16 protein-coding genes are annotated in these 20746 nt (G+C 43.1%); 7 read left to right on the top strand and 9 right to left on the bottom strand.

Annotated elements, in window-relative coordinates; genetic code table 11:
* The first annotated feature begins 59 nt into the window (after positions 1-59).
* Positions 60-884 carry a tetrahydrofolate dehydrogenase/cyclohydrolase catalytic domain-containing protein gene (locus L4D12_RS04450; protein ID WP_428446620.1) on the top strand — a complete coding sequence of 275 codons (825 nt, stop codon included), beginning with the start codon at positions 60-62 and terminating at the stop codon, positions 882-884.
* A 126-nt stretch (positions 885-1010) separates the two neighbouring features.
* Here the strand turns inward: L4D12_RS04450 and L4D12_RS04445 are convergent, their stop codons facing one another.
* From L4D12_RS04445 to L4D12_RS04425, 5 genes are all read right to left on the bottom strand, one after another.
* Complete coding sequence (locus tag L4D12_RS04445; protein ID WP_428446619.1) at positions 1011-1913, bottom strand: LysR family transcriptional regulator; 903 nt, start codon at positions 1911-1913, stop codon at positions 1011-1013.
* A gap of 315 nt (positions 1914-2228) precedes the next feature.
* A complete protein-coding gene (locus tag L4D12_RS04440; RefSeq protein WP_428446618.1) occupies positions 2229-2984 on the bottom strand; it encodes a LutC/YkgG family protein in 756 nt (251 codons plus the stop codon).
* Between the two features lie 11 nt (positions 2985-2995).
* Entirely contained in the window at positions 2996-4411 is a 1416-nt protein-coding gene (locus L4D12_RS04435; RefSeq protein ID WP_428446617.1) for a LutB/LldF family L-lactate oxidation iron-sulfur protein, read from the bottom strand.
* 12 nt (positions 4412-4423) lie between these two features.
* Positions 4424-5143 carry a (Fe-S)-binding protein gene (locus tag L4D12_RS04430; protein ID WP_428446616.1) on the bottom strand — a complete coding sequence of 240 codons (720 nt, stop codon included), beginning with the start codon at positions 5141-5143 and terminating at the stop codon, positions 4424-4426.
* A gap of 107 nt (positions 5144-5250) precedes the next feature.
* On the bottom strand, positions 5251-6840 hold the full coding sequence (locus L4D12_RS04425) for an L-lactate permease (RefSeq protein WP_428446615.1): 1590 nt from the start codon (positions 6838-6840) through the stop codon (positions 5251-5253).
* Between the two features lie 656 nt (positions 6841-7496).
* Between L4D12_RS04425 and L4D12_RS04420 the strand changes: the two genes are divergently transcribed.
* The 4 genes from L4D12_RS04420 to L4D12_RS04405 all read left to right on the top strand — a co-directional run bounded on the left by L4D12_RS04420 (position 7497) and on the right by L4D12_RS04405 (position 12990).
* Positions 7497-9377, top strand: a complete 1881-nt coding sequence (locus L4D12_RS04420; protein WP_428446614.1) for a DUF294 nucleotidyltransferase-like domain-containing protein — start codon at positions 7497-7499, stop codon at positions 9375-9377.
* Positions 9374-10123, top strand: coding sequence for a 3'-5' exonuclease (locus L4D12_RS04415; RefSeq protein ID WP_428446613.1), 750 nt, complete (start codon positions 9374-9376; stop codon positions 10121-10123). Before L4D12_RS04420 ends, L4D12_RS04415 begins: the two co-directional genes overlap by 4 nt.
* Positions 10124-10295: 172 nt before the next feature.
* On the top strand, positions 10296-11960 hold the full coding sequence (locus L4D12_RS04410; protein WP_428446612.1) for a BCCT family transporter: 1665 nt from the start codon (positions 10296-10298) through the stop codon (positions 11958-11960).
* A 124-nt stretch (positions 11961-12084) separates the two neighbouring features.
* Positions 12085-12990 (top strand): S1/P1 nuclease, encoded by a 906-nt coding sequence (locus L4D12_RS04405; RefSeq protein ID WP_428446611.1) that lies wholly within the window; start codon positions 12085-12087, stop codon positions 12988-12990.
* A gap of 73 nt (positions 12991-13063) precedes the next feature.
* On the opposite strand, the gene L4D12_RS04400 is transcribed toward L4D12_RS04405, so the two are convergent.
* The 4 genes from L4D12_RS04400 to L4D12_RS04385 form a co-directional block, all read right to left on the bottom strand.
* Positions 13064-13945, bottom strand: a complete 882-nt coding sequence (locus L4D12_RS04400) for an alpha/beta hydrolase family protein (protein WP_428446610.1) — start codon at positions 13943-13945, stop codon at positions 13064-13066.
* Positions 13946-14131: 186 nt separating this feature from the next.
* Entirely contained in the window at positions 14132-15025 is an 894-nt protein-coding gene (locus L4D12_RS04395; RefSeq protein WP_428446609.1) for a LysR family transcriptional regulator, read from the bottom strand.
* Positions 15026-15187: 162 nt separating this feature from the next.
* Positions 15188-15553: a hypothetical protein gene (locus L4D12_RS04390; protein WP_428446608.1), complete on the bottom strand. Its 366-nt coding sequence runs from the start codon at positions 15551-15553 to the stop codon at positions 15188-15190.
* A 213-nt stretch (positions 15554-15766) separates the two neighbouring features.
* The gene (locus L4D12_RS04385) at positions 15767-17752 is read right to left on the bottom strand and encodes a bifunctional metallophosphatase/5'-nucleotidase (protein WP_428446607.1); all 1986 of its coding nucleotides are present in this window, start codon (positions 17750-17752) and stop codon (positions 15767-15769) included.
* Between the two features lie 529 nt (positions 17753-18281).
* Here L4D12_RS04385 and L4D12_RS04380 point away from each other — a divergent pair.
* Both L4D12_RS04380 and dcuC read left to right on the top strand, forming a co-directional pair.
* Positions 18282-19142 (top strand): MurR/RpiR family transcriptional regulator, encoded by an 861-nt coding sequence (locus L4D12_RS04380; protein WP_428446606.1) that lies wholly within the window; start codon positions 18282-18284, stop codon positions 19140-19142.
* A gap of 199 nt (positions 19143-19341) precedes the next feature.
* A complete protein-coding gene (gene dcuC / locus L4D12_RS04375; protein ID WP_428446605.1) occupies positions 19342-20703 on the top strand; it encodes a C4-dicarboxylate transporter DcuC in 1362 nt (453 codons plus the stop codon).
* The last annotated feature ends 43 nt before the right edge of the window (positions 20704-20746 follow it).

Raw genomic sequence — 20746 nt, 5'->3', positions numbered from 1 at the left:
GCCGCTGGATAAGCATTTGAGGCAACTTAGGTATATATAATCACTAAGCAGTGGGTATCATGAAAGAAGTAATCAGTAGTCTGTACGAATCAAAAATGGCGGCGTTGAAAGCGAAAATTGACGCGGAAAAATTCGATGTAAAACTAACCATCGTGACCGTGGGTGACGATCCTGCCAGTAAAGTGTATGTGCGCAATAAGATCCGCCTGTTTGATGAGCTAGGCTTGCCATGCGAACACATCATATTGGATGAAGCGGGAACAACACAAGCGGATCTTGATGGCTTGGCTGCGCGTGCTGATCACCCTATGTTGTTCCAATTACCACTACCAAACGGTCTTGTCGCGCCGGATCTTCCCGCGGCGGTGGATGTGGATGGTTTCGGTTCAGAAACATTGGGCCAGCTAGTACTGGGTCAGAATGCGGTTCTACCTTGTACAGTACAAGCTGTGATTGACATCATTGATCAACATTATGCCGAAAACACAAGCGGAAACCATTTTTCAGGCTTGAAGGTGGCCGTTATTGGCCGCAGTAATATTGTTGGTAAACCGCTGGTGGTGGAGTTGATTAACCGCCAGAGTACGGTATCAAGCTTTAATAGCCGTTCAGATTTAGCTGCCGTTGATTGGACAACGTTTGATGTCATTGTGGTTGCAACCGGCTACCACGGGACCCTAGATAACAGCCAGTTTGTTGAAGGGCAGTTGATCATTGATGTCGGTATTAACCGCATTGATGGCAAGTTAGTCGGTGACATTAAACACCTTGATGATGTGGTTTCACCCGCAGCCATTACTCCTGTACCGGGTGGTGTCGGTCGCTTAACTTGCTTGCATGTGCTGGGTAATGCGATCAAGTTGTGTGAGATGAAACAGCGTTAATTGCTATTGCTTTGCATGCGCCTTATTGCTGAAACCTAGAAGTGCCCTACATAGTATCTATTAGGGCGCTTTTTATACCCAAGTTACCTTCGCCTTTAACACGCACTTTGAAGTTGCTTGGGTATATTAGAAACATTCCTGCATATCAAGATAACGTTGCCGAATGTGTTCGATCAATACTTGGATTCGTTTGGCTGGCTTTTTGGTATACGGGTAAACCGCATAAATGCCCACTACTTTGCAGCTGTAAGGCTGTAAAATTTCAATCAATTTGCCTTGTTGAATTTCTTCATAAATGAGGCAAGTCGGCAGGTAGGCAATGCCATATCCAGTTAGCGCACATCGTTTCAATGCCGCTGAGTTATCAGAAGAAAAGTTGCCAGATACTTTAAGCGTATAGTTATCGCTGTTGTTCTTAAATTGCCAATCAAACGTACCATTGCTTTCGTGGGTATAGCCTAAGCAGTTGTGATTACACAGCGCTTTGGGCGTGTCAGGTGTACCGTATTGATTTAAGTAATCAGGTGAAGCACAAACAACCCAATGAGAGTTGAAAATGTAGCGTGCTATGAGGCTGGAATCTTCTAAGTAACCCGTACGAATAACCAAATCATAATTATCGGCAACTAAATCGACAAAATTATTGTCCATCGACATATCGACGGTTAGCCCTGGATTTTGCTGACAAAAATCGGAGATTGCTTCTGCTAACAATAGTTCTCCCGAAATTGTTGGCACGGACATGCGAATATGTCCAGACAGATTTTCGTTATAGCCAGTAACCGCATTAAATGCCGATTTTGCAATTGAATTGATATCTTTTGAGCGGTAATACAGTACTTCTCCCGCTTCTGTCAGGGTGAGTTTTCTGGTGGTGCGATAGAGCAGTTGCGTGCCTAAATCACTTTCTAGTTTACTGACTCGTTTACTCACCATGGATTTCGTGATGTGATTCGCCTCAGCCACTTTGCTAAATGAGCCAAATTTAACAACTTGAGTAAATAGGACGAGATCATCAATTTGCGGCATATCCTGCTCTCTACATTGTTAGTTAACGATAGATTATATACCTAAGCTACCTCAAGATGCGCGTTTCAGCGTAATCACTTCGGTGTCACAAATTCTGTATTGTGAGGTAACTTGGGTATATACATTTCTTACACGGAAATGAGGTCCTTGAGGTGACCCTGAGTCGTCTTCATAAAAAAGGCACACCCCGAAGAATGTGCCTGACTCGATAAACTTGCGCCCCAATAGACCAGTTTTAAAATGCTAACTGGCTGTCGCAAAGTGATTGGATGCAGTGACGTGTTGTCTCTGTCTCAATCATATGCGCCATTGAATTTACATGTCATCAATGATGACATATGTAGCGAAGACCGGACCGTGTACACCAACGACTTTAATCAGTTCGATATCCGCAGTAGAGCTTGGACCTGAAATGAAGTTCACACAGGACGGTAATCGCTCTCCTCGGATTGCTTTTTGGTGTAAAAGGTCAGTCGCTTGCGTTAGGCGAGGTGCTAAGGTGCTTTTCGCGACAACAAAGACTGATGCTTCTGGTAACAAACTCACCGCACGGCCTTGTTTCGCCTGACTGTAAAGTACCATAGTACCTGATTCAGCTAGCGCTTGCTCAGCAAAGACAATACCCACCTTCGCGCGCTCAGCAATAGTAATATTGGCATCATAACCCGCGTCAACGTCCCAAACATGGATGCTGTGCTCATCGGTAGCTAATGCTTGAGGTGAAACCAAATCCATCAAAGGTTGAGATGCCGACAAAATGGTTTCGCCTTGTGTCGCGTTACCATTGTCATCTTTACAATAATCCAGACAGACTGTTTTCAGTGTTGCTTCTAAATCCGCTTTAGTTGTGACGACCGCTTTGGCACCCAGAGATGTCTCCGTGTAACGCACAAGTTCATCTTTAAGCTCATCTTGACTGAATGTTGCCATTACGTCTCTATGGCAAGTGTGCTTTAACGCAGGACGTTCCACCTCAGTTAGCGGCTTATTTCGGCCAAGCTGGCTGGCAATATTTGCTAGAAATGAGGTTCTATTATGCAGACGTTGCTCTCTATCGATTGTGTTTGACATAACCATCACTCCTACTTCTTCTCTCTTGTTTCAAACCAGCTACGGAATGATTGACCTTCCGGTTCTGGTAAATCACGGGTTTCGGTCCATTTACCGACAGCACCTGAACTAAAGGGCATTTTGCCATTTTTAATTAGCATGCTTGCCATCACTGCGCCGACTTTCACGCCTGCATTCCAAAGAAGAGGGGTCGCATTAATGATGTTAAAACCACGAACGACAGCTCGCTCACTCAATGGCGTAATACCTTGCTCGCCCATTTTCTCACGATGCTTCATCAGCAAATCTGAAAGTGGAATTTTTACCGGACACACATCATGGCAAGCTTTACACAGGCTGCATGCGTAAGGTAATTCTTTAAAATCTTCATATCCGCCAAGTAGGGGAGAAAGCACCGCACCAATAGGGCCTGAATAGATAGAACCGTAAGACTGTCCACCGATATGACGATAAGCCGGACACGTATTCACACACGCGGCACAACGAACACAACGCAAGATGGCCTTGAACTCAGATCCTAAAATGTCTGAACGACCATTATCAACGATGACAAGGTGGAACTCTTCCGGACCATCACACTGATCATCTTCACGAGGGCCGGTTAACGCGGTGACATAACCCGTTAGAGGAAGGCCCACAGCACTACGGCACAATAGGCTGATCACGATATCAAGTTCTTCAAAGGTTGGAACAATACGCTCCATCCCCATGACGGCGATATGGGTTTTCGGCAAGCTTGTCGCCAAACGGGCATTCCCTTCATTGGTGACAAGAGAAATGGTCCCCGATTCTGCAACCGCAAAGTTACAACCTGTAATACCGATATCGGCTTCTAAGAAATCATGACGAATATGATTACGTACAAAACGTGTCATCTCTTCAGGATCATTGCTGCCTTGGTAGTTCAGCTTGTCTTTGAAGATTTCTTTAATCTGGGTGCGGTTTTTATGCAGTGCCGGCACCACAATGTGTGACGGAGGATCGCAATCATCTACTTGTAGAATGTATTCGCCTAAATCTGTTTCGATGACTTCGCAGTGATTGCGCTCGATCATCTGATTTAGGCCAATTTCTTCGGTCACCATAGATTTCGATTTTACGACTTTCTTGGCATTTTTAGCATGGAGGATCTGCTCAATATAATCCGTTGCTTCTTGTGCTGTTTTAGCAAAAAAGACATGACCACCGTTATCGAGCACTTTTTCACTCAATTGATGTAAGTAGTAATCGAGGTTATCAAGCACATGGTTGCGGATATCCATCCCCATTTCACGCCACTCTTCCCAATTACCTAATTTGTCTGCAGCAATTTGGCGATTAGCGAACATGCGTTCCTGAGCATTAGCAACAGATTTACGCATGAATGCATCTTTCATTTGCACGTCAATTCGTTGTTTGAAGTTAACGTCACTGGTTTTCATAGACATGGTTCTTAACTCCTATCGGCTCAACAGAACATCGACAATGTGCATGACCTTAACAGGCTTGCCTTCTCGCGATACACGACCGCCGATATTGATCAAGCAGCTAATATCCGCACCGATGAGGTAGTCTGGTTCAACTTCACTGATGTGCTGTACTTTTTCTTTTACCATTTCGCCAGAAATTTCCGCCATTTTGACGGAGAAGGTGCCACCAAAACCACAACAGGTTTCTTGATTTTTGATAGGTACCATTTCTAGGCCTTCAACGTTTGCCAGCAGCGCTAACGGCTCTTCACGTACCCCAAGCTTACGAATCAAACTGCACGATGGGTGGTAAACCGCACGGCCTTTCAGGCGTGCGCCTATTTGTGTAATGCCCAGTTCATTAACGATAAACTGAGTCAGTTCAAAAAGGCGATCAGCCACTTTTTGTGCACGAGCTGACCATTCTGGCTCATCCGCTAAATACTCAGGGTATTTTTTGATTGCGGCTGCGCAAGAACCTGCCGGAGTCACAATCGGGAAATCATTACATTCAAACGCGGCAATTAAGTTCTTCATTGCTGGTTTACTTTGTTCAATATAGCCGCTATTGAGAGAAGGTTGACCGCAGCAGCCCTGTTGTTTAGGGAAAAAGATTTCACAGCCTAGCTCTTCGAGTAACAAAACTGTTTTTTTGGCGACTTCGGATTTTACCGTGTCGCAAATACAGGTAACAAAAAAGTTAACCTTCATAACATTGCTCCAATTAAGGGATATTTTTTTTCTTATAAATGTAGAACCGATCTCATCCCTGCGCCCGAATACCAAACGGAGCGAAAGGATGAGAAACCAAAAATGAGTTAGATAGCAAGACTCACCAGACCAACAATGACGCCGTACAGCATCATTGGAATGACGGTACGTTTGATGATGTAGCCTTCTTTGTTCGAGATACCTAAAATAGTCGATACCGCAATAATGTTGTTGATACAAACCATATTACCCATTGCCCCTCCCACCGATTGAAGTGACAGGATCAACAGATCCGGTAAGCCGACGTTTTGTGCGATGCTTTGCTGGATACCGCCAAATGTCAGGTTAGAAACAGTCGCCGATCCGGAGAAGAAAGCCCCTAATGCGCCAAGGTATGAGGCGAAAAACTGCCAGTTAGTGCCAGTAATATCTGAGAATGCGCGGCCTGTCGTCATGATCGGAGAGTGCTCACCGCCCATCATCATGAACTTCACCATGATTAACGCGCCAACCAGAGCGATGAATGGAATTTTGATTCGACGGCCAGTTTCAGTAAACACTTGCTTCACTTGCGCGCGAGACATGCCGAAAATCAAAATAGAGATTAATACCACAAGCAGGAATGGAATCAGTGCTGGCACATAGAGGGTTTTATATGCCCAACTGGTGTCTGTACCTAAGATATGGCTAAACTTAATGATCAATGCATGGCTGATACTCAGTTCACCCAGCGACCCTAAATGGAAATTAAACAAGGGCGAGCTGTCATTGAGTAGCGCTTTAATGCCTAGCTGTTGAATGCGGGTCACAATCAAGATAACAATCAGCAATAGAGTAGGGCTCATGGCTTTAAAAACTTGACCAACTGGCATTTTTTTAACAGCACGTTCGTCATTTACATCCGAATGTCGTTTTTCCATACCAATGTTGAAGCGAGCAAGCAGAATAGAAATGGTTAAACCAATTGCGCCACCCACTAAAGCCGGGAACTCATAATTCCATTGTGCAAACAGTAAATACGGCACGGTACATGACAAAATACTTAGCTGGATGAAAATGAAATTACGTGCAATTGAACGCAAGTTAACGATGAAGCTTAAAGCAATAACAGGAATGACAGTCGCAGCAACGGTATGAAGCAGTGCCGAGTATTGGCCAATGGTGAGTAATGATGCTTCGTCTAAATTTAAGCCGCTAAAGCCAAACCACGTTGGAGTACCTACTGCGCCAAATGAGACCGGCACGGAGTTCATAACAAGGGCTAGCATTGCGACTCGAAGTGGCGGGAAACCCAAACCAACGAGGATAGGTGCAGCAATGGCTGCTGGCGTACCAAACCCAGATGCCCCTTCGATCATGAAGGCAAAAGCCCATCCAATGATCATTAGCTGCGCAACTTGATTGCGGCTGACACTTTCTAACCAGCGACGAATAACGGTTTCTGCACCTGTTATTGCGATGGTTCGGTTAAGTAAAATGGCTCCAGCGATGATGGAGATAGGCGTAATAGCGGAAAGGCTACCGGCAATGATATTGGCTGCTATGTTGGTGATATCAGCACCAAAATAAAACAGTTGAAACAATCCGACTAATAATGCAGTAAGGGGAAGTGCAAAATGAGATGGTAAAGCATTCTTCTTCGTCATCATCCAAATTAAAAGGATGATAGGGATTGTAGAGATAATAATATTTAACATTATATTGCTCACTATATCGTTATTTTTAGCTAGTAATAAATAGCCATTAAGCATTGCTTTAATAATAATTTTTGATGGGTACATTTTAGGTGTATTTGCCATTCTAACCATCGTTAAATATTCGCTATCATTAGCGTGGGATGATTATTTGTGATGTATAACCGATGCAAAATGAAGGTTATTGTGGTTAATCTGTTTAAAAACAGTATCTTGTGTTTTGTGTTTTACGGTGGTTGCGATTTATTGCATTCAAAATGGAAACAAACCATGTCAAATTATCGAACAATCAGGTTAATTTCAAATATGTAACAATATGAACAATTACAAAATCAAAGAGATTATAATAGTGCATGTAATAAAGTGTTAACAGATTAAGTGCAGTAATGAGTTATTGCTATTTGTAGGATATTTGCAATTACATCTGCTTACAGTTGTGTTTGAGCCATCATTAATCCTTTCTGTCATTGATATGGTCAAGAGGGAAATCCATTCGGCTAAATATATCATTCAATATTTACTTTTATATTTAATCGATATTCAGATTATGTAAATTAACCTATTACACACTAAGATATGGCTATCGATAAAAATGTGTTGCTTGGCTGAGTATTCAGTGATTCAATTGCTGATATTTAGGATTTTTTGCGGAGTAAAGAATGGAAGCCGAGCAATTAGAAGTACTCAGTTTCATTAGCCAATACTCTCCTTTTGATGATTTACCAGAAGAGCACCTGAAAAATATTGCGCTTAACGCTGAAGTTGCCTACTTCCGGCAGGGCAGTGATATTTTGAAATCCGGTGATAATATTCGCGATCTCTATATCGTTCGCAGTGGGGCCGTAGAGGTTTACCGCCGCAAAGGTGAGCTATATAACCGTATTGATGCAGGCGGTCTGTTTGGTCAAATGGGCCTGCTGATGAACAACCGTGTTCGTATGCCAGTGAAAGCGATTGAAGACACGTTGGTCTACTGCATTCCTGAACGGATCTTTAATGCACTTTGTGATGAATTTGAGAACTTTGCTGATTTTATGGAGCTAGAAGACAGTGCCCGCTTACGCACGGTTGTCTCTAGTCAGTCTGATGGCAATGATTTCACGACAGCGAAAGCACGAAAAATAATAAGCCGCGAACCTGTTATGCTACCATCGACAGCGACAATTCAAGAAGCGGCGATACTGATGGCGGAGGAAAACATTACCGCCCTGTTGATCATGCGACCGGCTGAAGATATGACAGACGACGATGATGATCAGTTGCTTGGTATTCTGACTGACCGTGATTTATGTATTCGCGTGCTGGCTCAGGGTATTGACACGAACGTCATGGTGAGTGAGGTCATGACAACCGATGTGGTATCGTTAGATTACAGTGCTTATGTCTTTGAAGCGATGCTGACCATGCTTCGCTACAACACCCACCATCTTCCTATTTTAAAAGACAAGAAACCTATCGGCGTGATTGGAATGACGGACATTGTTCGTTATGAGTCACAAAATAGTTTATTGCTTGTCAGCTCGATTTTCCAGCAAACCAGTGTTGATGATCTTAAGCTGGTGGCAGAGCAGGTGAAAGACTGTTTTGTACGGATGGTGAGTGAGGATGCGAACGCGCACATGATTGGGCGTGCGATGTCTGTGATTGGCAGTAGCTTTAAGCAAAGACTGGCAGAGCTTGCAGAGCAAGAGCTGGGTCCGCCACCCGTTCCATATTGTTTGGTCGCGATGGGCTCGATGGCGCGAGATGAGCAACTGATTGTTACCGACCAAGACAATGCTTTGATCTTCGACAATAGTTATGACGAAGCATTGCACGGTGACTATTTTGCGAAGTTAGCAACATTTGTTTGCGATGGTTTGGATGCCTGTGGATACGCATATTGTACTGGCAATATTATGGCCACAAACCCTGAATGGCGTAAGACCCGTGCAGAATGGGAAGAATGTTTTGCCAACTGGATTGATAACCCAACCCCAGAGCGACTGCTCAATAGTAATATTTTCTTTGATTTGTTGGGGGTTCACGGTCGATTAAAATGGGCTGAGCACTTAAGTAGCTTTGTTGTACGTCGAGCCAAGAAGAACAACCGGTTTCTTGCTGCTATGGCGTATAACGCCATTCGTCGCACCCCGCCACTTGGTTTCTTTAAAGATTTTGTGATGGAAAAAGATGGTCGCCATCGTAATTCCATAAACCTGAAGCGTCGTGGTACAGCACCGATGGCGGATTTAATTCGTGTGCACGCATTAGCGATCGGTTCGCGTTCTCAAAATTCCTTTGATAGATTGGATGACATTAATGATGCGGGGATCTTACCGAAAGGTCGGGGAATGGACTTGAAAGATGCCATGGAGCTGATCTATATGGTACGTATTCGCCACCAAGCCTTAGACATTGAAAATGGGGAGATGCCTGACAACAATATTGAACCTGAGCATATGTCTGATTTTGAGCGTCGAAATCTTAAAGCCGCTTTCCAGATCCTGAGCAATGCACAAAACTTTATTAAATTCCGTTATCAGAGAAGTGGAAAATGATGAAGTTTTTCAGAAAGCAATCCGATAATTTACCCTTGCTTGATACATCAGCAACGCCGGATTGGCCTGTGTTATTTCAACAACTAGCGGGCGAAGCTCAAGATCCTCGGCTTAAGCAATATTACGCAACACCGATAGTTTCAGGTGATACGCCAGTGAAAGAGGTACCATTTGTTTCCGTTGACTTTGAAACAACAGGCTTAAATTCGCAGGAGGATTCGATACTGACCATTGGTTTGGTGCCCTTTACCATAGCGCGCGTTCAATGTAATGGTTCTGAGCATTGGGTGGTTAATCCTAATCGAGAGCTGAATGAAGAATCTGTAGTGATCCATGGTATTACTGACTCAGAAGTGAAAAATGCGCCACAACTCAATGAGATATTAGCACCTATATTAGATGCTCTCGCGGGTAAAATTGTGTTGGTACATTACAAAAATATAGAGAGGCAGTTTTTTTATAATGCACTGTTAAACAGTATTGGTGAGGGGATCCAATTCCCGGTCGTAGATACATTAGATATCGAGCATGCGTTGCAAAGACGCCAGTGTGCAGGTTTCTTAAACTGGTTAAAGCAGAAAAAGCCTGAGTCTGTTCGTTTGGGGCATGCAAGAGAACGTTATGGGCTACCCGCTTATCACCCTCATCATGCATTGACTGATGCGTTGGCGACAGCTGAATTATTTCAAGCTCAAGTGCAATATCATTTTAATCCTGAGACGCCTATTTCCACGCTTTGGCAATAAGCAAGATTAATCGTAACGATGAATAAATATAATGTATGATCGGCGATTTTATCGCTAATATTAGGAGTTAGCGTGAGTTTGATAAATTGATGTTTATTTGTAATAAAACCGATTAAAAAACGATCGCTAAATAAAAGAATATATACGGTCACGTATTTTAAGGAGTCAGTTCGTGAGTACCGATAATAATGGTGGGATTCAACGTCCCGATGGGAAAGTTAACGCAATCGACACCGATTATCAGATTGGTCAAGATAATGTTGCGTTAAAAGTAGGGCCGTTTGGTTTAGATATTCATAACCGTGTTTTTGCTATATCGGGATTATTTATTGTCCTGTTTGTTATAGTTACACTCAGCTTTGGGCAATACGTAGAACCTTTCTTTTCTGGGTTACGTAACTGGCTGGCCTCCAATATGGACTGGTTCTTCCTTTCAGCTGGTAATATTTTTGTTGTTGTTTGTTTGGGCCTGATTGTTACACCGTTAGGCCGAGTGAGAATCGGCGGTACTGAAGCGACTCCTGATTATTCCTATATGGGATGGCTTGCGATGTTGTTTGCTGCTGGTATGGGTATTGGTCTGGTGTTCTTCGGTGTATCAGAGCCAATGTCACATTTCAGCGCTGCACTGCACGGTGTTACCGTTGAAAATGGGGTGCGGACTGACTGGTCACCTCTGGGAGGCGCGGTAGGGAATACGGAAGCCGCATCGGCACTAGGTATGGCTGCAACAATTTACCACTGGGCACTTCACCCTTGGTCAATTTACGCATTGCTTGCGCTTGGTTTGGCCATTTTCTCGTTCAATAAAGGTCTACCATTGACCATGCGTTCAATCTTCTACCCACTGTTCGGTGAGCGTATTTGGGGTTGGACCGGTCATATTATTGATATCCTAGCGGTTGTGGCGACAGTATTTGGTTTAGCAACGTCATTGGGTTACGGTGCATCTCAGGCTGCAACCGGGTTGAACTTCTTGTTTGACATTCCAATGACCGAAACAACGCAGATTGTGCTGATTGTTATCATCACTGCGCTGGCGTTGATGTCTGTGGTTGCTGGGCTGGATAGTGGTGTTAAACGTTTATCAGAAATTAATATGGCTTTAGCGGCATTGTTGCTGCTATTCGTGATCGTTGTGGGCCCAACCATGGCTATCTTCACTGGATTTTTTGATAACATCGGCGCATACCTTTCAAATATCACCGCCTTATCAATGCCGTTTGGCCGTGAAGACGTAAACTTCACGCAAGGTTGGACTGCATTCTATTGGGCATGGTGGATTTCCTGGTCACCATTTGTTGGTATGTTTATCGCGCGTGTATCACGTGGTCGCTCAGTGCGTGAATTTATTATTTGCGTTATTCTGATCCCATCAACTGTGTGTGTGCTTTGGATGACCGCTTTTGGTGGTACGGCAATTAGCCAATATGTAAATGATGGTTATCAAGCGGTATTTAATGCTGACTTACCACTAAAACTATTCGCTATGCTAGATGTGATGCCTATGCGAGAAATTACCTCATTTGTGGGTATTGTGCTGGTTGTGGTGTTCTTTATTACTTCAGCTGACTCAGGCTCACTGGTTATTGATACCATTGCCGCGGGTGGTAAAGTTGATGCACCAACGGCTCAACGTGTGTTCTGGTGTACATTCGAAGGTTTGGTTGCCATTGCGCTAATGCTTGGCGGGGGCTTGGCTGCAGCACAGGCGATGGCGGTAACCACTGGTTTCCCATTCACTATTGTACTGTTGATTGCAACGGTCTCTTTGGTGAAAGGGCTGATGGACGAACCACGGCCAGCAGCGAAATCACGGAAAAAAGCGCAAGCGTAATTATTCCGGATTAATGTAAAAACGGCATGCCTTGGCATGCCGTTTTTGTTTATGCTGCTGCACAAGGTAAGTAGTGGTAAGTTTATAAAAGAAGATGCTGATTTCAGTGGAGACCCATAGAGTAATGGTTAAACAAGTAATAAAGTTAGTGGTGTTGGCTCCGCTGATATTTGCGTCGACAGTTGTGCAGGCGTGGAATTTTCAAGGGCATGTTATTGTGGCGGAAATCGCTTATCAGAATTTAACGCCGAAAGTACGGGAAAAAGTGGATGCACTGAGTGCGAAAGCGTACCAAGTGATGCCGAAAAAGACCCAGCGAATGATGGGCCGTTACGATGGGGTAAGCCAATTCGCGCGGTTAGCGATAGTGCCGGATATGATCCGCAAACAGCCCGCTCAGCGTGTATGGAAGGAAATAGGGGAAACGATGCCCTTATCATTGAACCAATGGGATGATAAAAAAACCAGTAAGTGGCATTACATTAATGAAGTTTATCCAGCCACGAGTCAGTGTGATTTTGTACGTAAACCCAATATAAAGTTAGCGACGTCTGCGCTTTATACTGATTTTAAACAGCAGCCACAAGCCGCGACGATGATGTTTCTGAGCCATATGGTAGGTGACGCTCATCAGCCAATGCATTCAGTGGCCACCAGTATGAGTCGATATTGGTGTAAGTCGGATCTCGGTGGTAATAAGTACATACTTGATGTGCCAGAAAAAGATCTTCATCATCTTTGGGATAATGGCCTAGGTCTATTGGAAAAAAAGCATGATGTTGATGATTTAGTTGTATCGCTGCAACACGCTTATCCTGTTACACAAATGGATATCGGTACGCCCGTTGATATCAATCAGTGGCTGGCAGAAAGTTACCAACTGGCTGATTTGGCATACAGTGTTAAAGTGGGTGCGAAACCAGCAGAAGCATATTATCAGCAGGGAAAAGAACAGGTAAAGCAACGTCTTGCATTGGCGGGGTATCGGTTGGCTGATGCTTTAAATGCGGCGTTGGGTGAAAAAGACTGAGGGCTGTGAGAGGATGAACTGGATCAGTTAAAGCCACCGTTAGAAGGTGGCTTAGTGTTGATGGGGGAGGAGGTTATTTCATTTTATTGAACCAGGCTATGGTTTCAGGCATGACTTTATTATCAATGAGTTGAGGGCCAGAGAATGCACTCCAGACATGATCAGTATCCAGATCAACCAGTTTCTCAGTTCCGTCATGATATGCCGTCCACGCTTCAGTATTGACGACAAGATCATCCTGTATCCCCCTGATGACAAGAAGGGGACCTTTATAACTTGCAATGGCACCAATTGGATTCATTGTGAGTACTTCTTTAAAGAACTTGCCTTTAAGTGTTGTGTGGTTGCCCCACGGTGTTGTCGCAGAGAATTTTTTCTCAGGATCGCTATTTGTCGCTTCAAGAACCAAGTCGGAGCCCATTAGATTAGAGTAAGTCATGTATGGATGGGTGACAGGTGCCCAAAGTACGACCGAATTGATGTCAGGGTTGAATTTTGCCACATGGCTGGCAATCAGGCCGCCTTGACTCCATCCGAGAACACCGATTCTGGCTGTATCAATCTGATGGCTATTTTTGAGCCATTTAATTGCAGCATTGGCATCTTCAATTTGGCGGCTAAATGTGGTGTCTTCCCATTTACCATCACTATCACCGGACCCACGAAAGTCAATCCGCAGACTTGCAATACCCTGTTCGGCCATTATTCTCGCCGCTCGAGAATAGATCCCTTCATCTGTGCCTTTGATTTGTAATTCGTCTCGGTTGCCCATAAAACCATGAAGCATTAACACGACTGGGGGACGAACACTATTCTCTGGGATATTCAGTGTTCCGATGACTGTCTGACCGCTAACATTAATACGTATATCACTTTCAGCAGCATAGATTGAATGTGATAATGTCAGTGAACTAATCAGCGATAAGTATGATATTGATTTTTTAAAAGAGGGCATGTATTCTACCATCTAAATTATTTAAGTTGTATATTAAATATTTTTTGTGAGTAATAGATTATTGATTACCTTGTTAGGGTAATAACTTAGCCAATATAACGTTGTTATTAATTTATGAGTAACTGCTTCTATTGTATATTACGTAAATAAAAGCAGTTGAGTTAATAAATAGGGTTGAAGTGAATATTAATATTCAAATAAGTTATCTATAAACTTTCTTGTTTTTAGAGGTGTAACTAAACTATCTGGGTAAATAATATATAGCGCTGTATCCCATGTATACTCCGATAAAAGGCTTAATAGGATGCCTTGTTGGATGGCGGGTTCAGCAATAAAATCGAGAGAAACGGTGATCCCAAGACCCTGAATTGCAAATTCAGATAATAATTTTTCACTGTGCGATTCTATGTAAGACTCAATATAAGGAGAAACTGCATCAGTGATTTTTCCACTAGCATCGACAAAGGTCCATTTTTTGTTAGTTAAACAGTGGGCGTAGTTCATGCAGCGGTGATGGACTAAGTCCTGAGGATGCATTGGCATCCCGTGCTGTTCAATATACCGAGGTGAAGCCACCACAAATGTTTTTAAATTCTTTACCTTACGGCCTTTATATGAACTGTCACTTGGCTGACCGATATAGAATGCAGCATCAAAGCCTTCACCAACTAAGTCACCAATCGTATTATCGAAGACGATGTCTAAATTTAGGTTAGGGTAGTTCACCATAAATTTTGACAGTACATCGGTAATAAATGGGTCATGTTCAAGGACTGGTGGTATTTTTAATCTTAACTTCCCTCTGACTTCTCCTTTTCTGTCATCAATATATTCGTAGCATTCATTGATGCTGGAAAATATGATCGTACATTTTTCATAAAGATAGCGACCTTCATCTGTCAGGTTTATTTTTCTTGTTGTCCTTTGTATAAGAGAACAATTTAAGTTTTTTTCTAATTGATGAATATGCTTACTGACGACAGATTTTGAAAGGTAAAGTTTATCGGCGGCAATAGAAAACGATCCATATAAAACCACATGATAAAATGTTTTTAATAAATTTAAATTTAGTGAATTCATGCCGCTCTCCTTTGGTTGATATATTATACGTTTGCAACAAGGAGTAAAGCGACAAGTGGCTGATTATTGTTTCCCTGATGGAAACATATAATTCTCACGATAAATTTTAATAGGGTATATGCCTACCTAATGTTACATCAGGTGGGCATATACGGGGATAGATTAAGACGCAGGCTTTAATAGCTGGCCAAGGTAGCGCACTACATGTGAAGCATCGTTAGCCGTAGCGGTAATTTTGCTGATAATGGCTTGTGCTCGTGGGTCATCTTCATTAAGCGCCGCTTTAACCTTCGCGATCATCGCGTGAGCATTTTCAAGTTTTTGCTTACAGTCTTCAAAAAGCAAAGTCAGGATTTGCATATCAACATCACCGCCTTTGTTGAACATGTCTGCGGCAATGTTGTACACAGTGTGGAATTTAGTGGCAGTGTCTTTCTTCTCTTCTTGAACGTCTTTGGCCCAGTCTTCCGCCCAGTTCTTAAAGATAATTGCAAGTTGAGGATTTGGTGCAATGTTAACGAGTTGCATTAAGTGTGTCCTTAGCCGTTCAAGCGAATAGTAGCGGCTGTAGTGTAATAGAGAGCACGAAGAGGATAAAGTGATAGGGTGTTATTACCTTATTGGCTGTATGAAATATCAGCACAATCGTTCAGGAAGCATGTGTATGCGCATAATAAAAAAGGGCTTGTAAACAAGCCCTTTAGCTATTTGTCGACACTGATGGTGTCAGAACATGGCAGATTAGTTAGCGCGGTTGAACGTAACCACTTCGTAGTTCAGTGGTTTTAGTACTGGCGTGTTTTCAGCGATATAGTCGATAACCGCTTGTGCGTCTGTATTACAGCGTGTGTTCTCAGCTTTACAGTTTGGAGCGGCACCTTCATAACGAACCTTGTACTTACCTTTAACGCTTTCGATGTTCTTAACAGGGAATGCCGTCAGTTTTTCGTTCACATAGGCTAGGTCTACACGGCCTGAATCTTTCTTCTGAGCATTGAACAGTGGAGTCCAGCCATCATTACCTGTTGCGTTGTAGTTGTTGATAGCAACGTTATAGGTTTTGTTATCTTGCAGTGCTGTCCATACTGGTTTCTCAGCAGTACCCGTCATTACTTCAACAAAGTCCAGCTTGCCCGCTTTACGTGGTGTGGTTTCAGTGAATTGGTAACGGATGTGGCCGCCGTATGGGAATTTACCCGCGTGTGAACCTTCAGGTAGTGTTGCGCCGACAGTGCTCTCAAGAAGATCACGAATCACTTTACCTTTTACAGGTACTACTGACATGAAGTTAGAGAACGGGATCAATTCAAGCGCAATGTTACCTTCGCGGTATTCACCAGCTTCGATATTTTTACGGATACCGCCAGCACCGATTAGCGAGAAGTCTACCTTCATGCCTGTAACAGCTTGTACTTCTGGGGAGTTAGCCCAGTAGTATTGGCCAGCGGCAAGGATTGGTGCAACATCTGAACCGTGTGCATCAGTCCCTTTGTCACCTGGGCGACGTTCATGGATGATTTCAGTTGGAACCTGAGCAATCACTTTGCCATATGCTTTATCAACGGCTGGCTTATATTTGCTGTCGATTAATTGACGCATTGCTGCTTCTTCAGCAGTAATGGCAATGTTCTCTTCACCTTCAACGAAGTTCACGACGTCAGCAGTTTCTTTTGCACTGAACTTGCTGTCTGCTTCACGCATTGGTGAGTGGAAATACTCATCATTGGTTAGCAGCGTATTTAAGCCTGCACAGTTTGTGACGGTGCCTTGAGCATCAAAGCTAACATCAACTTCACCAATTGCCTGAGCATATTGACCCGCTTGTACAACACATGTCTGGCTAAGGCCGTTAGGGTTTGTCACCATTTGAGCGTAGGTGCCTGTGTGGTCGTGGCCGATGTTAGTAAAGTCACCCAGTAGTGTGTGTGAGTGGCCGCCGACAATAAGGTCAATACCATTTACTTTTGATGCGACATCCAGATCAACCGCATTACCGATGTGAGTCAGGGCGATGACATTGTTGATGCCTTTTGCTTTAAGCATGTCAACCGTCGCTTGCGCTGACTTAACCATGTCATGGAATTCTACGTTACCCGTGTTTGGTGCTAGGTTTGGCATATCCTCAAGGGCTAGACCAAATACTGCAACTAAATCTTTATCTTTTGGCAGATTGTTCAGATCGGTAACCGGTGTTTTTTTATTGCCATCGAAAGCGAAAACAACAAAAGGTTTTAGGTTTGTCTGATTTTTTAGATCTGCATCTTTGCTTGTATCAACATTCGCAGCAAGAACCGGGAAATTGATCTCACTGATGAACGTATTAAGCTTGGCATTGTTTAGATCAAACTCGTGGTTACCCAGAGCCATGGCATCAAGACCCATGCGGCTAAGTAGATCCGCATTCATCGCGCCTTCGTTGATTTTGAAATAGGCGCTACCTTGCCACGCGTCACCACCGTGAAGGAAAAGGAAGCTTTTATTGTCTGCTTTAGCATCAGCTTTGTATTCTTCTGCCATCGTCTGAAGACGTGGATAGCCACCGAACTCGTTATATACCAGAGTATCATTGGCTTTAAAGCTTGATTTAACTGGATCGAAGTTTGAGTGAGTGTCGTTAATATGCGCGACGGTCAGAGTGAAAGAATCGTTTGATTCAGTCGGAGTTTGAGAACAACCAGCAAGAGCTAAAGTGACGGCAAGTGCAACTAGAGGCTTGGAGAATGTCATTTAAATACCTATTTATTATTATCTGTCCATGGGGAGTTTGGTGTGTTTTTACAGAGGCCAAACAGGGAAAAGCCCTACAAAATTGAGGCGGAAGCACTATATAGCAGATGAAATGAGTCATCAATTGCAAAAAAGTGAAACTGAGATCACTGTTTCAAATCTACGCTTTTATTGCGTTTTTTATGACTATTCTTTCCGTCTATGGGAAAAAAATCCCGTAATAATGAGTGGTAAACGACAAGCGCTCTTTTTTTGTGAAGTTTGGCGTTGTATGAAAAACACCCAGCTTGAGCTAAACAAGAATGATAGTTAATTGAGGAAGAAGATAAATAACGGATACAGGATTTTATTGTTAATTATGTTGTCGCACTGTGAAAGGCAATAACGTATTGGATTAATAATCTATTTAACCTTGCTTGTGATAGGGGTACGATCACAAATTAAGGATGGGAAATTATCATTCCCTTGCTTAAAAAGTGCGTCAATGGAAAAATTTCCCACGTAATGGCGAAGACGGGAAATAAAACCCATGAATAAGCAAGATTTCATCAATGCGGTAAATAAATTCGACACACACAGTGAGGCTGAAAAACGTATCGCCGAGTATTTTATGGCGCATTACGCTGTATTACCTTTTTCTAAAATTGATGAACTTTGCAAACAAATTGGGGTTGGGAAGGCGACTCTTGGCCGTTTTCTCCAGCGGCTAGGTTTCAGTGGTTTTATTCAGTTTAAAAAGCAGGTGACCGATGATTTAACTCAGATCCTGACAACACCCATTGAGCGTTATGAATATCATACAACTGACCCAACACAAGGTTCTACGAAAGGAGTGCTCGCTAATCATTATTGTGAAGTAATGGATAATATGGAGAAGACCTTTGAGGCGCTCTCTGAGCAAGATTTCGACGAAGCAATTCATATTATGCGCGAGCCAAAAGGCAAGTTGTATGTCATGGGGAGTGCGTCGTCTGAAGCGCTAGCATCATATTTTTATTTATTGGCACGCTATTTACGTAAGGATGTCGTGTTATTAAAGGCCGATATTTCCACCCTGCCTCATCAATTGGTGGATGTTTGCGAAGACGATATATTATTCGCGATTTCTTATCATCGTTTTTCTAATATCACCGTGAAACTTGTACGTTGGTTTCACGAGAGTGGGGGGCGGATCATTGTCGTCACGGATCAACCTGTCAATCCTTTTGTGGCGTACAGTAACGTACAGTTTAGTGTTGAAAGCGCCGGGAATGGATTTTTTAATAACCGCGCGGCAGGGTTTGCGTTAATTGAAGCATTAATAAAAGGCCTGTCACAACATAAAGAGAAAGATAATCGTTTTAATCGAATTGAGGGACTATTCGACGAATTCAGTATATTTAAAACGTGATTGATAACGTTTTTTAATTCCACCTATCTTTGCTAGTTATATTTTATGTTTGTCATGGAATGGCTATATTCGTTTTTAATTAAAAATATCAGTGCGATAGACATATATGTATCGCGATTGTTTTTATTGAAAATACGGCCTTCGTTGAGTGAAATACATTGCATATTTTAATAATTATTTACTGTTTAAGAGGTCACTAATGATTACCTATCTAGCGTTACCGTCCATCGTCGGTGTCGGTTATTTCATTATAAAAAAATACAATACTCAGGCTGTACTGTTTTGTGCGGGCTTAATGATGATTGCGCTTGGTGTGCTTAATGGCAATACCGAATTTTTACCAAAAGGCGGGTCACATACTGGTTCTATTGTGGTGGACTTCTTTGAAGTCATCAAGGTTATATCATCAGGTACATTGGCGAAATTAGGCTTAATCATCATGGCCGTTGGTGGTTTCTCTAAGTACATGGGCCACATTGGCGCCGCGAATGCAATGGTACAAATTGCCACCAAACCGCTCTCTCATATCAAAAACCCTTATATGGTTTTGGCAATGGCGTATGTGATTGGTCAGATGATCAATATCTTTATTCCTAGTGCAACGGGTTTGGCATTGCTACTGCTTGTTGCGATGTACCCAGTATTGGTGGGCGTGGGCTGTAACCCAGCGGCAGCAGCTGCTGTCGTTGCGACTACGGGCTGTCTTGACCTTGGTCCAGCGTCATCTGCTGCAAACAAGGCTGCAGAAGTATCAGGTATTGATGTGGCAACGTACTTCGCCAGCTACCAGTTACCTGTAGCAATGGTCGCAATGGTCGTGATTGCGGTACTACACTTTTTCTCTCAGCGCTATTTTGACCGTAAAGATGCAGAAAATGGTGTGACTCACGAATTTAACTTTGAAGCGAAAGAGCAGCGTAAAGCCCCTAAGTGGTTCGCCATGCTGCCTGTTCTACCACTTATTTTGCTACTTACGTTCAGCAAATTTGCCATTACCACCATCAAAATGGATGTAGTGACAGCGATGTTCATTGCATTGTTTGTCTCTATGGTGTGTGATTTTATTTACTCCCGTGATGGTAAAGAAGTGGCTTCATCACTGAAAGTTTACCTAGAAGGCATGGGAAATGTGTTCTCAGGTGTAGTGACACTGATTATTGCAGCACAAGTGTTTGTTGTTGGTCTTAAAGCGATTGGCTTTATTGACTTGCTGCTTAGTTCAGCGTCAAACATGGGACTAGGTTATGCCGCGATGATTGTTATGCTGGTGGGTATCATTGTTCTTATCACCATGCTATCAGGTTCAGGTAATGCCGCATTCTTCAGCTTTTCTAATCTTGCTCCGGATGTGGCGGCGCAAGTTGGTACTGCAGCCGCGCATGTTGCGCTTCCTATGCAGCTATCAGCTGGTTTGATGCGCTCAGCCTCTCCAGTAGCGGGTGTGGTGATTGCTTGTGCAGCGGTAGCGAATGTTTCTCCAATTGAATTGGCTAAACGAACGGCTATCCCGATGCTAGGTGGTTTACTCACTGTGATGATTTGCTCACAAATTTTAGTGTAATTCTTTCATAGTCAGGCAGTGGGGGATATCCTCTACTGCCTTC

It is taken from the genome of Photobacterium nomapromontoriensis (assembly GCF_050336815.1).
Classification (GTDB): domain Bacteria; phylum Pseudomonadota; class Gammaproteobacteria; order Enterobacterales; family Vibrionaceae; genus Photobacterium; species Photobacterium nomapromontoriensis.
Note: the sequence above shows the minus strand (reverse complement) of the source record. Positions and strands in the feature narration are given on the sequence as shown.

Bases quoted from the DNA above. Each gene is read 5' to 3' on its own strand.
- dcuC (WP_428446605.1), top strand. From the start codon at position 19,342: ATGATTACCTATCTAGCGTTACCGTCCATCGTCGGTGTCGGTTATTTC.
- L4D12_RS04400 (WP_428446610.1), bottom strand. From the start codon at position 13,945: ATGCCCTCTTTTAAAAAATCAATATCATACTTATCGCTGATTAGTTCA.
- L4D12_RS04435 (WP_428446617.1), bottom strand. From the start codon at position 4,411: ATGTCTATGAAAACCAGTGACGTTAACTTCAAACAACGAATTGACGTG.
- L4D12_RS04430 (WP_428446616.1), bottom strand. From the start codon at position 5,143: ATGAAGGTTAACTTTTTTGTTACCTGTATTTGCGACACGGTAAAATCC.
- L4D12_RS04385 (WP_428446607.1), bottom strand. From the start codon at position 17,752: ATGACATTCTCCAAGCCTCTAGTTGCACTTGCCGTCACTTTAGCTCTT.
- L4D12_RS04425 (WP_428446615.1), bottom strand. From the start codon at position 6,840: ATGTTAAATATTATTATCTCTACAATCCCTATCATCCTTTTAATTTGG.
- L4D12_RS04450 (WP_428446620.1), top strand. From the start codon at position 60: ATGAAAGAAGTAATCAGTAGTCTGTACGAATCAAAAATGGCGGCGTTG.
- L4D12_RS04420 (WP_428446614.1), top strand. From the start codon at position 7,497: ATGGAAGCCGAGCAATTAGAAGTACTCAGTTTCATTAGCCAATACTCT.
- L4D12_RS04395 (WP_428446609.1), bottom strand. From the start codon at position 15,025: ATGAATTCACTAAATTTAAATTTATTAAAAACATTTTATCATGTGGTT.
- L4D12_RS04440 (WP_428446618.1), bottom strand. From the start codon at position 2,984: ATGTCAAACACAATCGATAGAGAGCAACGTCTGCATAATAGAACCTCA.
- L4D12_RS04415 (WP_428446613.1), top strand. From the start codon at position 9,374: ATGATGAAGTTTTTCAGAAAGCAATCCGATAATTTACCCTTGCTTGAT.
- L4D12_RS04380 (WP_428446606.1), top strand. From the start codon at position 18,282: ATGAATAAGCAAGATTTCATCAATGCGGTAAATAAATTCGACACACAC.
- L4D12_RS04390 (WP_428446608.1), bottom strand. From the start codon at position 15,553: ATGCAACTCGTTAACATTGCACCAAATCCTCAACTTGCAATTATCTTT.
- L4D12_RS04445 (WP_428446619.1), bottom strand. From the start codon at position 1,913: ATGCCGCAAATTGATGATCTCGTCCTATTTACTCAAGTTGTTAAATTT.
- L4D12_RS04405 (WP_428446611.1), top strand. From the start codon at position 12,085: ATGGTTAAACAAGTAATAAAGTTAGTGGTGTTGGCTCCGCTGATATTT.